Source organism: Paenisporosarcina sp. P4_D4 (genome assembly GCF_056401835.1).
The window spans coordinates 1-13,853 of record NZ_JBFUIO010000067.1 but is presented as its reverse complement, the minus strand read 5'-3'; the positions used below and the strand labels follow the sequence as shown (position 1 = coordinate 13,853).

General features: G+C 37.0%; 12 protein-coding genes. 9 read left to right on the top strand and 3 right to left on the bottom strand.

Annotated features, from left to right (window positions below; genetic code table 11):
- Nucleotides 1–4: 4 nt before the first annotated feature.
- Nucleotides 5–403 carry a hypothetical protein gene (locus tag AC1DSL_RS12980; RefSeq protein WP_477532488.1) on the bottom strand — a complete coding sequence of 133 codons (399 nt, stop codon included), beginning with the start codon at nucleotides 401–403 and terminating at the stop codon, nucleotides 5–7.
- A gap of 441 nt (nucleotides 404–844) precedes the next feature.
- On the opposite strand from AC1DSL_RS12980, the gene AC1DSL_RS12975 reads away from it, so the two are divergent.
- The 3 genes from AC1DSL_RS12975 (at nucleotide 845) to AC1DSL_RS12965 (ending at nucleotide 4,026) form a co-directional block, all read left to right on the top strand.
- A complete protein-coding gene (locus AC1DSL_RS12975) occupies nucleotides 845–1,378 on the top strand; it encodes a P-loop NTPase family protein (RefSeq protein WP_477532487.1) in 534 nt (177 codons plus the stop codon).
- Between the two features lie 273 nt (nucleotides 1,379–1,651).
- Nucleotides 1,652–1,918, top strand: a complete 267-nt coding sequence (locus tag AC1DSL_RS12970; RefSeq protein ID WP_477532486.1) for a hypothetical protein — start codon at nucleotides 1,652–1,654, stop codon at nucleotides 1,916–1,918.
- A 365-nt stretch (nucleotides 1,919–2,283) separates the two neighbouring features.
- On the top strand, nucleotides 2,284–4,026 hold the full coding sequence (locus AC1DSL_RS12965; RefSeq protein ID WP_477532485.1) for a zinc-ribbon domain-containing protein: 1,743 nt from the start codon (nucleotides 2,284–2,286) through the stop codon (nucleotides 4,024–4,026).
- 347 nt (nucleotides 4,027–4,373) lie between these two features.
- Here AC1DSL_RS12965 and AC1DSL_RS12960 read toward each other — a convergent pair whose 3' ends face one another.
- On the bottom strand, nucleotides 4,374–4,556 hold the full coding sequence (locus AC1DSL_RS12960; protein WP_477532484.1) for a hypothetical protein: 183 nt from the start codon (nucleotides 4,554–4,556) through the stop codon (nucleotides 4,374–4,376).
- A gap of 414 nt (nucleotides 4,557–4,970) precedes the next feature.
- Here AC1DSL_RS12960 and AC1DSL_RS12955 point away from each other — a divergent pair, with 414 nt between their 5' ends.
- The 6 genes from AC1DSL_RS12955 to AC1DSL_RS12930 all read left to right on the top strand — a co-directional run bounded on the left by AC1DSL_RS12955 (nucleotide 4,971) and on the right by AC1DSL_RS12930 (nucleotide 12,270).
- Nucleotides 4,971–5,651, top strand: a complete 681-nt coding sequence (locus AC1DSL_RS12955) for a response regulator transcription factor (RefSeq protein ID WP_477532483.1) — start codon at nucleotides 4,971–4,973, stop codon at nucleotides 5,649–5,651.
- Nucleotides 5,648–7,054 (top strand): sensor histidine kinase, encoded by a 1,407-nt coding sequence (locus AC1DSL_RS12950; RefSeq protein ID WP_477532482.1) that lies wholly within the window; start codon nucleotides 5,648–5,650, stop codon nucleotides 7,052–7,054. Before AC1DSL_RS12955 ends, AC1DSL_RS12950 begins: the two co-directional genes overlap by 4 nt.
- A 162-nt stretch (nucleotides 7,055–7,216) precedes the next feature.
- On the top strand, nucleotides 7,217–8,584 hold the full coding sequence (locus tag AC1DSL_RS12945) for a PepSY-associated TM helix domain-containing protein (RefSeq protein ID WP_477532481.1): 1,368 nt from the start codon (nucleotides 7,217–7,219) through the stop codon (nucleotides 8,582–8,584).
- Nucleotides 8,585–8,822: 238 nt separating this feature from the next.
- Entirely contained in the window at nucleotides 8,823–9,380 is a 558-nt protein-coding gene (locus AC1DSL_RS12940; RefSeq protein ID WP_477532480.1) for an SCO family protein, read from the top strand.
- Between the two features lie 205 nt (nucleotides 9,381–9,585).
- Nucleotides 9,586–10,005, top strand: coding sequence for a FixH family protein (locus AC1DSL_RS12935; RefSeq protein ID WP_477532479.1), 420 nt, complete (start codon nucleotides 9,586–9,588; stop codon nucleotides 10,003–10,005).
- A gap of 231 nt (nucleotides 10,006–10,236) precedes the next feature.
- Nucleotides 10,237–12,270 (top strand): HNH endonuclease, encoded by a 2,034-nt coding sequence (locus AC1DSL_RS12930; protein WP_477532478.1) that lies wholly within the window; start codon nucleotides 10,237–10,239, stop codon nucleotides 12,268–12,270.
- Nucleotides 12,271–12,374: 104 nt separating this feature from the next.
- On the opposite strand, the gene AC1DSL_RS12925 is transcribed toward AC1DSL_RS12930, so the two are convergent.
- On the bottom strand, nucleotides 12,375–13,703 hold the full coding sequence (locus AC1DSL_RS12925; RefSeq protein WP_477532477.1) for a PDDEXK-like family protein: 1,329 nt from the start codon (nucleotides 13,701–13,703) through the stop codon (nucleotides 12,375–12,377).
- Nucleotides 13,704–13,853: the final 150 nt, after the last annotated feature.

Here is a 13,853-nt window from a genome sequence, read left to right as displayed (position 1 = left end):
CTGATTAAAGAAAATGATTGTAATACTTTCTAGACCCCTTTTCAATAATTATTAAAGAAATTAAGACAACAAATAATGCAGTATTTGTTGGGATTACCACAAAATTAGTTAAAAACATAAGAATAAAAATTTCGGATATCAGAATATACAAGGAAAAGCGAGCAACTTTTCCATCAATTAAAGCATCTCTTTCGTCATATTCCTTTGCTAATTCCTTTTCTAGTGATGTATTCTTTCGGGATTTAATGTAAGAAATTGTTGAGTACAACAAAATTATTCCACCTAAGAATACTATGATATAGCCAAAATTAAATCCTATTGATGTATCGAAAATTATTTGAATGATTCCCAATATGATTACCAAGGTTGAGACTACAAAACGCTGTATGAATAGATTTTTCAAATATACCTCTCCTAACCAACTTATTCTCCTGAAGTGAAGTTAACTTCATGTGAAGTTGATTTCATATTAACCTATTTCAAAACAGATATCAATCAGTAAATAATGATTCTTCAAATGACGGACATGGAGTCGGAGGTGATCGATCATTTAATGAAAACAATCGATGGTTCATCAAATTCGATAAAGACACAAAAACATTCGGGACATTACAACAAGGCATTAAATATCTATTTAGTCAGTTCAGTTAACGTAGAAGCGAAACCATTACCCTAATAAGGAACGAGCTGAGCGAAGGAACATTTCGCACAGCTCTTTTTTTAGGAAATTATTGGCTTATGGCGATTGGTTTGGTTAAATCAAAAGAGGAGTAAAAAGAATTTAAAGGATGAATGGAATTAAAGCGTATCGATCGCTAGTCAGGACAAAAAGGGGCTACAATGAATGAAAAAAATAATGGTAATTGGTATTTCAGCAGGAGCAGGGAAGTCAACATTTGCCCGGAGATTAGGGGAAGCCTGGAACCTCCCCGTTTATCATTTAGATACGCTATTTTGGAAGCCTAACTGGGTGGAAGTGTCTTTAGAGGAATTTTCAAAAGCCCAACAGGAAATCGTTACTCAAGATCAATGGATCATGGAAGGGAATTACAGCAATACATTCGACATTAGAGCAGCACATGCCGATACCATTATCTATTTGGAACTTCCACTTCACGTGTGTCTCTACCGGGTCGTGAAGCGTTCTCTGATGAACCTGGGGAAAACCCGGCAGGATTTGGGGGAGGGGTGTAAGGACAAACTCGAATGGGCATTCATTAAGTTTATCCTCACGACTTACTATCCACGAAAGCGAAATATGGACGAGCGTCTTCAAAGCTTCCAAGCAATAGGTCCGGCCAAGAAAGTAATTACATTGAAGAGTAAAAAAGAAATTCAATCATATTTAGAAAAAGAATGCGGCTATGCGCATTCGTAAAGCCCTTTCTAACTGAAGACAGCACTTTTGGATTACGAAAGAATGGTCACTCAATATACAAAAAAGAAGCAGCTGAAGATGCAATTTCAGCTGCTCTTCACTTTCTGACAAAGAAACGAGCTCCTCTGAAAACCCAAAATCAGTGATTTCCCCTAATAAGGTTCTTCTAGGAGGGGTATTAGAATATCCTTTAATGATAAGACTGAATATTCAATTAGTATTAAGCGAAGCTAAAGCGTTTCACATTACCGATGGGAAAGGGAGTGGAGAACGATGGAATGGTCCTACTGGAAAGTCATTATGAGATACGGCCACGTGGGCTTACGGAAAGAAGTAAGCGTAGCACGACACTTAATCAAGCCTGCAGATTTCACCTTATTGGATGTCATAACAGATGCCCAACACATGCCAGGAGTAAAAGCAAAGGGCATTTTATCGGCACGACGCATTACACAGGAAGATTATTTGATTGGGAACCGGGAAGAAGCAGAAAATTTTTATTTGCAAAAGTTAAAAACGTTTAGTCGAATGAGCAGTTGAGTAAACTTCTAAGAAAAGGTAAGAGTTTCTTCCTGGCTATGGTAGCGCCTGGCTGCACCAGTACCGAGTGTATGAAAGAGGGACGATTGAAGTGACCATGTCACTTAATCGTCCCTCTTTTTCGTACTGGAAATTTACGAGTGCATCTATCGCTCCCCAAGAACCTTTATTCACGAGTATCGGTCTTGGTGACGAAAGAAGGAACACTTGCTCTATAAAAAGAACCAGTCAAGATACAATTTCTGCTACTCTGATATTTTATATCACTATATCTACATTTCCATTACTTTCAATCCAAAGTTGCGATTAAATACGTTATGATAGAATTTGTGCTTTTTTAACGTAGATAATCAGGAGTGTTGAAAATGTCTAATAAAATACCAACAAATAACCTATCAATTACCCACCCCCATCTAGCAAAAGAATGGAACACAGAAAAGAACGATGCTTTAAAACCTGAACATGTAACTCCTGGTTCAGGTAAGAAGGTTTGGTGGATTTGTTCAAAAAAACATGAATGGAATACATATGTTTATTCTAGAACGGGAAATAAATCTGGCTGTCCAACTTGTGCGAAAGAAAAGTTTGTGGAAGGTAAAAAAAGTTATAGGCCACCATTTGAAAAAACGATTGCTTTTTTAAACCCAAAGCTTGTGAACGAATGGAATTTTGAAAAAAATGGGGAACGAGGTCCAGATACCTATACAGAGGGGTCGAACAAAAAAGTATGGTGGAAATGTGCTGAGGGGCATGAATGGGAAGCCGCTATTTGTGATAGAAAGAAAACGAATTGTCCTTACTGTTCTGGTCAAAGAGTGAGTAGGGAGAAGTCTTTCGGATCCTTATATCCGCAGCTTTTACAAGAATGGCACCCAGAAAGAAACATGGGAAAATCGGCTTTTGACTTTATGCCAAATACGCATCAAAAAGCGTGGTTTCTTTGTGAGAATAATCACGAGTGGGAAGCCTATATTTTTAATCGTACAAAAGGAAAAGGCTGTCCTTATTGTTCTGGACATATGGCAACAGATGAAACCTCTCTACTAGCCGCAAATCCACAACTTTGCGAAGAATGGAATAGTGAGAAGAATGGAGAAAAAATCCCCAATGACTTCAAACCATTCTCGAGCGAAAAAGTATGGTGGCGTTGTTTAAAAGGCCACGAATGGGAGGCGGCTATTTCAAGTCGCCATGACGGAAGAGGTTGCCCTGACTGTTCGAGAAACTCCCAGACTTCCTTCCCTGAACAGGCAATCTTTTTTTATATGAAGAAACTCTTTCCAGAGACAGAAAACCGGAAAAAATTAGACTTTCTGGCTAATAATGCGGAAGCTGATATTTTTGTTGATTCACTGAGTCTCGCAATCGAATATGATGGATACCATCATATGAATGAATTAGAGAGAGATGAGAAAAAAAATGCCTTGATGAAGGATAATAACATTCAACTCATTAGGGTTCGCCAGTTTGTGGGTGACAGGAAATTGCCGATCATCGAGAACAGTGATTCCTTCGTAATCGAACATGATTACAACCATAAAAAAGGGTTAGATAATTGCATTGATGAAATCCTTACCTACATAAATGAAAAGTATTCCTTGGATGTAGCTAGTGTGGATGTTGACTCGAACAGAGATCGTGGAGAAATTCTTAAACAGATGAATGAAAATGAACGAAATCTCGAAATGCTATTTCCCCTAGTATCTGAAGAATGGCACCCAACTAAGAATAATGCACTTTTGCCAAACCAAGTATCTCCATTTTCCCATCTGAAAGTTTGGTGGAAGTGCGAAAAAAATGACAAACATGAATGGGAAGCAACGATTGCCAATCGTGCCAATGGAAGAAAATGTCCTTACTGTTTGAATAGGAAAATAAATGAAACTAATTCACTTATGGGTTTAGCACCTGAAATGGGTAAACAGTGGCATCCCACAAAGAATGGAGCTTTAAATCCGAATGAAGTAGCCTTGAACTATGGTAAAAAAGTCTGGTGGCTATGTGAAAAGGGACATGAGTGGGAAACGACCCCTAATAACCGTGTAAACAGCAGTAACAACAGCAGATGTCCTCTTTGTTATAAGGAGGAAAGAAAATCATCAGTGTAACAGTTTTGTTTATTTGGCTCTTTGTTAATATGTAATCCTGTAACGGTTTGCTAGTTCATTTAACTCTAAAACCTTCGTGCAAATGCAACATTAAAGACCACTTCATCAGATGAATGATGAAGTGGTTTTTCAGTTGGATTCGACTATTGATACGGCTTTTTTCTCTAAAATAAGTATGCAAACGATACTCGCAAATCTGCCGAGTCCATTCATAGACAATGAAGCGAACTTCAGGTGCGATATCGAAGTCTAGTTTAAATAATTGGTTCTCAAAGGGTGATTAAATTTTTACTCAGACCACCCCACTTTGTCATCGGCATCCCTTGAATGAGTGATGCTACTTTGCGTTAATTGTACACTTCCAATTCCTTGCCTTGCTTATCACTGAAATCGATATTCATACGGTATGATTTGTCCGCCAGGTAACGATGAAAACATTTAGCTGTATCAATCGCTTGAATAGGTAAGAACCAGTCATCTTCCCCACGAGTAAGCATACCCCGGACCGGATTTCCACTTTTTGAGATCAAAAAGAGAAACCGTTTTTACTTTCTTCATTTCCCCTGTTCGGCTATCTTTTTCGTATACACGATAGCCGATAATCTCATCATTTCGAACAGCATGCAAAGAAATATAAAAGAAGGCGATGTCACAGTTGTCGGCGGTTCCGGCAATTCCTCTTTAAGGCTTGAACCCGAAAGCATTGAGAAACTTAATGCTTTCGGATTTAGTATACATTTGTCAATTTACACGAAAATGTAAAGTTTTTGACTGTCATGCCTTTATAATAATCTATACAGAAATATTCTTTCTGTAGCTAATTCAAAGAACAAGCTTTTTCTTTTCATATTAAGTGCAGCTCTAAAAAGCTCATAATAACTTCACACTTTTTGGATAACATGGATAATATGTTACTAGAGTAAAGAATTATAGGGGGGCTCGCAGTGAATAGACTAACTATCATGGTAATTGATGATGAAGAAACAATGAGATCCTTGATTAAGACGTTCCTTAAAAGAGAAGGTTATAGTATTTCAGAGGCATCTAACGGGATGGATGCCTTTACTAAAATATCAAAAAAAGCACCTGACCTTATTCTGGTGGACATAATGATGCCGTATATGGACGGCTTCACGTTTGCGATGGAGTTGAAGAAAAAATTCGATATTCCTCTAATCTTCTTGTCTGCTAAAGGGGAGGAATGGGACAAGGTTCACGGTCTGAAACTTGGAGGTGATGACTACATCGTCAAACCCTTCCATGGAGAAGAACTGTTGGCTCGTATTGAATCCGTATTAAGAAGATCAACATATGCTACTCAAAACAACAATTCATTAAAGATTGGGCCGCTGGTTCTTGATTCTTTGGGATTTAAGGCATATGTCAACGATCGAGAGCTCTCATTGACACTAAAAGAATTTGATTTGTTATTCATGCTTGCTAAAAACAGAGGGAAAGTCTTTAAAAGAGAACAGCTATTACAAGCTATTTGGGAAGAAGACTATCAAGGGACCGGCAGGACGGTAGATACGCACATTAAAACTTTGCGATTGAAGTTAAAGGAAGAGGCCAAACTCATACAGACCATTTGGAGTGTAGGGTATAAGTTTGAGGTAAGTGATTGAGAAAAATAGCAATGACATTAAGTCAGAAAGTATTATTGCTTATTAGTTTGTGTATCGTTTTTGTCCTTCTCTTTTCGTTTTTCTTCCTTCATTTCTTATACAAGGATTTATATATTACCAGCGTGAAAGAATCAGTTATCTATCAAGGAGAACGAACCGCTGCCCACTATCACTATGGCTCATTAAGTGACGAAATCATTGAAAAAATCCAATGGTACAATATTGTCTCCGAGTATGAGGTAATTGTAGTGGATGATTTAGAAGAACTATCCACGTACTTTCCATATAAGCTCAATTATGAAGCTTTGGTCAATGAAGAAGATAAAGAACTACTGCAACAGGGCAGTTATGTCATCAAGGATGGATATGTTGAGGAATTAAATCGAGAGATTGTCGGGGCGGTATTTCCTATACTTGCGGAGAAGAAACTAATCGGCTTTATTTATATTTATGTACCCTTGGCAGATTTGCAAGAAGTTTTTCAAGGAAGTATCCCCATCCTAATACTTGTAGGGAGTTTATTTTTCATTGTTCTATTTATTGCGGTGAATCGTATTCATCACTCTCTATTTCAGCCACTTACAGATATTCAGAAACTTGCACTAGAGGTTTCCAATGGAAATTATTCATATCGTCTAAATTTTCTACATGACGATGAAATTGGAAAGCTCGCAAATGCATTTAATCGGATGAGTTCATCTCTTGAAGAACAAGAAGTTCGAAAAAAGGATTTTTTATCAAATGTTGTACATGAATTACGCACCCCTTTAACGTATATTGGCGGTTACACGCAAGTGTTGAAGGAGCAAATCTTTTCCTCACCAGAAGAAGCTCAGCATTATTTGTTGACTATCGAAAAAGAAACAGGTCGTTTAATTAAATTGATACATGATTTAGTAGACCTCGATCATCTTCAAGAAAACATGTATCTACTTAATAAGGAACCAATTGCAATGGCGCAGTTACTTTTTGATACGCTTGATTTATTTAAAATTCACATGAATGAAAAAAACATACAGTTAAAAATGGATATTCAGGAAGATGTGATTGGCAATGGAGATCCCAAGAGAATACAGCAAATCTTTTATAATCTGCTAGATAATGCAATTAAGTATTCACATGAGTATGGAATTATCTCAGTAATTCTGACGGAAGAAAAGGAAATACTTCGTTTTAAAATTACTAATCAAGGGACCGAAATATCCACTAAAGACCTCCAACATGTCGGAGAACGTTTTTTCAGAACCGACAAGGCACGAAGTAGATCCACCGGAGGGACAGGTCTTGGTCTTTCCATTGTCAAAGAAATTGTCAGATTGCATGATGGATTGTTTTCGATAGAAAGTGATTCAAGACTTGGAACATCCGTAGTTATTGTATTACCTGTGCTCACATCATCCTGATATAGGCAGAATTTCATGAAAATCAAAATGACCTTGGAATTGGAATTCTAAGGTCATTTTCTTGAATGTTACTTATTGGTCCCATATTTCACTCAAACTTCACTTTTATCCAATAAACTAATGATGTTGCTCATTTTCTACAAAATTGGAGGATAAGATAAAGTGAAAAAAGGAAATTATAATCGTTTTTGGCGATGGCATTTTTATGCGGCATTATTTATTACACCCTTATTGCTTACATTAACACTTAGTGGTATTGGCTATTTATTCTATATCAATGTTGAAAATCAGCTGTATGATGATTTCTTCTTTGGCACAAGTGAGAAAACAGAAGAATTAACAATTGACCAAGGGATTTCCAATGCTGAAAATCTACATAAAGGATTTTCTGTATCGAAAGTTATTGTTTTAGATGGTTCTTATAACACGCGTTTAACAATGTCGAATGAAAATGGCGAGCAGAAATATGTGTTTTTAGATGACAACTACCAAATCGTGGGCAGTCAAAATGCTGAAAAAACATTCTCGAATATTATGCGTAACATTCATAGTTCTCTATTGGTTGGTGGGACGTTCGTTAACTATTTAGTAGAATTGGCAGCATGTTGGGCTATATTCCTTCTACTTTCAGGTGTTTACATGACAATTAAAGGGAAGGCATTGAAGAAAAAACAAAATCCGACGAATAGGCAAATAAATAAAAAATGGCACGCATTGCTTGGGTCAGTGATTGTCATTCCAATGATTGTAATTATCTTTACAGGGTTACCTTGGTCAGCATTTATGGGAAATTTCATTTATTCTGCTGCTCAGGAAAATCCGTCAATCGGCATTCCTACCTTAAAACAGCAGCCACCTACTTCTGATCTGAGTGAAGTTCCTTGGGCTACCCGTAAAAATGAAGCTCCTACATCAAACGATGCTCACGCTCATCATAGTAACATGTCAGATGGGGCTGGAATGACCGATGAAAGCAATATGAAGGTAAGTGTGCAACAACTCATGCAAAAGGTTGAAGAAGCGCATATCTCCAAACCGTATTCCATCGTTTATCCAATGAGTGAAGATGGTGTATTCACGGTATCAAAAGGGAGTAATACAGGAGTCACTGGTTTGGATGTACACCCAAATGATGAAATGACTACGTATTTTGATCAGTATAGCGGAAAACTCATTTCAGAAGTTAACTATGATGATTATGGCATCTTAGCAAAGTGGTTTACATGGGGAATTCCATTGCATGAAGGGCATTTATTTGGCTGGCCAAACAAATTGATTAATTTAGTCGTATGTCTAGCCTTCATATTTGTTATCATCTGGGGCTTTAAAACATGGCTATCTCGTAAAAAAGCAGGTCAATTCTCTGCACCACCGAGGGTTGCAAGCGGTGTGCCTATCGGCTTTATAGCATTAATGATTGTGTTAGGAATCATTATGCCACTGTTTGGTATTTCGTTAATCTTCGTTGTATGCATTGAGGGAATTATGTATCTCATCAAGAAACAAAAAACTACTTCCTCAACAAATTAACACATAAGGAAAAAGCATCGAAAAATCACAGAGATTGATTTTTCGATKCTTTTATTTGTTTTAGTGTAGCAAGAATGGAATAGACCACTCATCCAAATCTATGACATCACAAAGGATAGCATAATATCGATATCATGCATAAAAACACCATATTCCATATGTCTAACCTCACATAAATTTCACAACTATCATTTACCATTAAACTACATATAAAAGATGACTTGATTGGAGGTAAAGTATGAATAAAAATAGATACTTGATTATTGCGCTTGCACTAGTAATGCTTACTGGTTGCAATCCCCAAAAAACATTTCAAATGGAATCATTTGCATTTGCGAACCAAAATGAAGAGGAATTCGGAACGGAAGAGTTAAAAGGTAAAGTTTGGATTGCGGATTTCATCTTTACTAGTTGTGATACTATCTGTCCGCCAATGACAGCGAGTATGGCAACATTGCAAGAGAAATTCAGAGAAGAAGAAATAAATGTTGAATTCGTTTCGTTCAGCGTGGATCCAACAGTAGATACTCCTCAAAAACTGAACACCTATTTAAAGAATTTTACAGACGACGATTCGAATTGGAATATGCTCACAGGCTATTCTCAAGAAGAAATTGAAACATTTGCACGTGAGGAGTTCCAAACGCTTGTCCAGAAACCGGAGTCATCAAATCAGGTCATTCATGGATCCGACTTCTTTTTAGTTGATCAAAATGGGGAAATTGTAGGTACCTACAGCTTTATTCAAGGGGATAGTACGGATGAATTATTTAAAGATGTTAACAGGTTATTTTAAGGTGAAGTAATACGGAGAAATATGGAATAGCGACAATGTGGGAGTAGAATTTGTGATTGTATATTAATTTTATTATCACGTTTCTTTCGACTGCGTAACAAAAAGATAAGAATATAACACAAATTCTTTTGGCACCGTTCTTTGCCAATTTAATTAATTGCAAGGTCTTTGCTACATCTAAACTTTACGTAAAGGAGCCTGACTCATGAAACATACTTATTCATTTATCCTGCTGCTAACTGCAATTGTAGTTCTATCTGCATGCGGGAATAACATTGCTGTTAAAGAGACCGAACAACTCGTTCCCGAACCCGTTTTAGTTGATCTCACTGTCCCTGTGAAGGCGGAAGTCGGACATGAGATTGAATTCTCTGTGCGCGTTTCACAGGATGACGAAATCGTAACGGATGCTGATGAAGTGAAGTTTGAAGTTCTGAATGAAACTTCCGGGGAAAAGAAGATGCTTGCAGCTGAGTTTAAAGCTGGCGAATATTCTACAACTTTCACTTTTGAAAGAGGTGGATCGTATTCGATTACTTCCCATGTGACAGCACGTGATATGCATACAATGCCTTCGAAAGTAATTGAAGTAGTCGGTGGGGAGACAAACCAATATCTCCAGTAGTGTCGTGTTCGGAAAAGGACGAGTTTGGGAACATAAAAGGCAAAATTTGATTTTCTATTTTATACTATTTCACAGTCAAAAAACTAGCAGTAGCTGAATCAACATCTTCAGCTGCTTTTTTCATTCAAAAAAATACCTTCCTATATATCCCACTATATTTCTCCTCACAAACCAGTAACATTATAGTAAGTGATAAGTATTTTTGAAACATATAAAGAGGAAGTGAAGACGATGAATGACAAAATGACTGAGTATATAATAGGCAGGCTAACAACTTTATATCCAGATAGGATGGTCATTTCACTTCATGAAAAAGATAATCACTTGTATAGACTGGCTAAGGAAAAGGCTGAAAAACATGGGATTAAACTGAATGATTGGTTGGCATCTAATGGTTTTACGCATGTACGTAAGCCGAATGAATCAAAGATTGCAGCCTATGATAGCTTTATTGAGGAACTCCAAGCTACATTTCCGGATCGTATTGTTCTGAAGTTAAGTACCGACCATCCTGTCTTATATCGACGTTTGTTTTATGCGTCACGTACAAAAGGAATGAATGTAGAGTCATTCGTTGAGTCGATGGGGTTTTACTACAATCGTATCCCGGCAGGGTCGATAGTTGTTCCTGATGGGAATAATGTTTATGATGTGAAAACCATGGAACTGTTAATGAATGATTATGGTGTTAAGCAGACAGAGTGGGCAGAGTTGTTCGGAGTGAGTCGTCAAGCAATCGGATCACTATTGAAGCGTAGACGTAAATCTAATGCCAGTTGGGTTGAAGAGGATTTGACGGAGGAAGAGGAAAGTATTTTCCTTGAAATGATTAATCGATTTGAAGTTTCAAATGACTCTACCAATACAAAGTATCGAATCTATTCTAATGAGAATGAGCAATTTGTATTTCTAGTTAATAATAATCGACACATGAAAGTAGTCTTTGATGGGACAGTTGATTTGCAAAAGGCTCTTAAGCATCAGTTATATCATGTGTTTCCACCATATGATTTGGAAAGATTAAAACAACTACTCGAAAGTGCATTAAAAGACGGACATGAAGAAAGAGGTATGGACGATAATGAAATGCGCCTTATTCGAGAATTGACACAAGGGAAAACACATGGCTTTAATCATGAAAAACTTTTAGAACACTTTGGAATTCAACATCTTCGAATAATCGACCGTCGTTTTATTGGAGATGATGAAATTCTTGATATCTTGAAATCGTTTTATGATGAGGAGCTAGGCACTGTCAAAATTCCCTTGAGCTCAAATCAGTATTCTCGTATCGTTATGTTAGCAAAAAACCGAGGATTCTCTTTGAAAGATTTCATTGAGCATTTCGGGCTTCCCTACAAGCGCATTCCGCAGACAAATACATTGGAAAAGTACCGTTCATTACTAATTCAAAGATATGCTGTGATGCCAGGTGAAGTTTACATTAGTTCGTATGATCCTTTTTATAGCGCATTATCACTACAAGCTTATAAAAAAGAAATGAATTTAACGGATTATTTATGGGATACCTATGGGTTAAAGAGGGTTTTATACGAATACTTGCCTGAAGGCTATAAACCATATGACTGGCGAAATTACATAGTGGATATTGATAAAGAAGAAGAGTTTATATTATTCATTGAGAATCATTACGTCATAAAAGATAATTTTATATACATCCCGAGTAATTCCATTTTCTATGCCAAACTCTATTTCTATGGCGTGAGATTCGAACGAACCGTGACAGAATTGATTGAGTCATGGGGATTTGAACGAATCTACAATCCTCCTGAAGATTTTGTAGTAGAAGAAGTCGATCCTAATATAGCATTGGATTTTCGAGAAGATTTACTTTCAAGGTTAAAGAATGTTCAAAGCGCACTTGGAAAGACCCAAGTAGTTGAAGAAAAACGGAATAGAAGTCGTGAGTTGGTGAAGTTGTTGAAAGAGCTATATCTAGATCGTTGCCAACTTTGTGAGGATTCGGACGGGGTACCCGTCATCCGGATGGAGAATGGGCGGGAGTATGTCGAAGTTCATCATATCATTCAACTCTCGACAGCAACATCCACAAACGATGAATMCGAGCTGCTGCTGGATTCGTATCAAAATGTCATTGTTGTTTGCCCTCACCATCATAAAGTTTTGCACTATGAAAACGGTGGTTATGAAGATTTGAATTGGAATGATGGTGTGCCGCAATTTAAGAATAAGAAAGGCATGCTTAAAATTCATACAAATTATCATTTAGAGCCTAGAATTTAATATTTAGAATATGTAGCTCAAAGACAATTGATTCTCCTTAATTTAAGAAACCGACTGAAAAATACTTCAGTCGGTTTTTAGTATGGAATTAACTCTAATGTGATTCATCTCTGGATTTCTAAATTACTTAATGCCCGTTTAATTCGCTCATTCAATTCCTGGTACTCTGCATGTTCATACATTTTCATCATGGCCTGACTTATTGACTCTTTTGACTCCCAATTAGATAAAGGTAGGAAGCTAGTGTAGATGCCAGTGTATTTTTTACCGTCTTCGAAGGATATGTCGCGAATTAGTATTCCTTCATTTTGGAGAGCTTGTAAAAGTTCCACACGTTTTTCCTGATGGAGTGGTCCAACTTCGACTTTTAACATGAGGCGGTTGTTGCTGTTTGCAAACCAGGCAATCAATCCTCGATCAAGCCACCATTTTTGTCGTAAGTCTTCACGGTTATGTGCTGCTGCCCATTCTTTTTCAACGAACGAAGGGAGACGGTGATGAGCGGTGAAGTTGTCACTTTCCATTCCTTTAGAAACTGCAAAGGCTTTGAAGGCTTCGGACATAATGCTGTTGCCGACTTTGACGATATAATCGATGGCTTCCTTGTTTTCCATATATAGTTTTTTCAAGACCTCTTCGTCCACTGTTGCAGTTGAAATCAACTGATGATTCACTGCTTTCATGGAAGATTTTTTATTGACGGAAGTATATAGCAGGTCTACTGCATCTTTATGGTCTTGATAAATGGACAGGGCCGATTGGTTTAGTTCTTCGTTCTCCTCCAATTGATCTGCCAATACTTCTATGTAGTAAGAAATGAATGAGTACACTTCGTCATTCATAAAGGCCTCGTTCAAAACCACATAATCCTTCAACGTACTTAATATATTCCTATAAGTAAGCATTAAATATTTGTCTTCAGATGGAGGGTCTTCCAACATTGTTAAATATATAGGAACAATCGTATAGCCCTCGAATTTTTCGTTAACAAACGCTAAGTAATTTTTCAATTGATTAAAAGATTCTTTTGACCAAAATTTATTCTCAATAAGAATCACGGTTTTATTGCTTTCAGACACAGCCAAAATATCGATCCGTTGATTAATTGACGTCAAGAGTTCTTTGTGGACGATGACATCCTGAAAATTGAGGTTGACCAAATTCAATGGATTGAGATGGGCAAGTTTGTTCGGATCCTCCAAATTATTTGGATGGACGAAAGCTTTAGCTAGAAGTTTTTTTAAAAAGAAATCTCCTAGATTATGATTCCCTTTAGGATTCAACATCCACACCAAGAAATTTGAATGACGTATTTCAAATTGATCCACCGATAATATCTTAAATGGATTAAATCTCTTAAAATGATTGTTCAATTTGGCGAATTCTATGGAATCTTCAAGTAGCGATAAAAGTTGTTGTGCATGTTGTGTCAAAAGGGTACCTCCAGAGTTAATGATTATAAATTATTTTACTATATGAATCTCATAATTACCCTAGGAACTGACACGAAATTGAGGGTTTTTAAAGTTATAGACAAGAATCGACAAAAGTTTCTAGATTTCACAATTATAATAGAGGGAAAG

Coding starts and splice junctions, on each gene's coding strand:
- AC1DSL_RS12975 (WP_477532487.1), top strand. CDS start 845: ATGAAAAAAATAATGGTAATTGGTATTTCAGCAGGAGCAGGGAAGTCA.
- AC1DSL_RS12940 (WP_477532480.1), top strand. CDS start 8,823: ATGAATAAAAATAGATACTTGATTATTGCGCTTGCACTAGTAATGCTT.
- AC1DSL_RS12965 (WP_477532485.1), top strand. CDS start 2,284: ATGTCTAATAAAATACCAACAAATAACCTATCAATTACCCACCCCCAT.
- AC1DSL_RS12935 (WP_477532479.1), top strand. CDS start 9,586: ATGAAACATACTTATTCATTTATCCTGCTGCTAACTGCAATTGTAGTT.
- AC1DSL_RS12970 (WP_477532486.1), top strand. CDS start 1,652: ATGGAATGGTCCTACTGGAAAGTCATTATGAGATACGGCCACGTGGGC.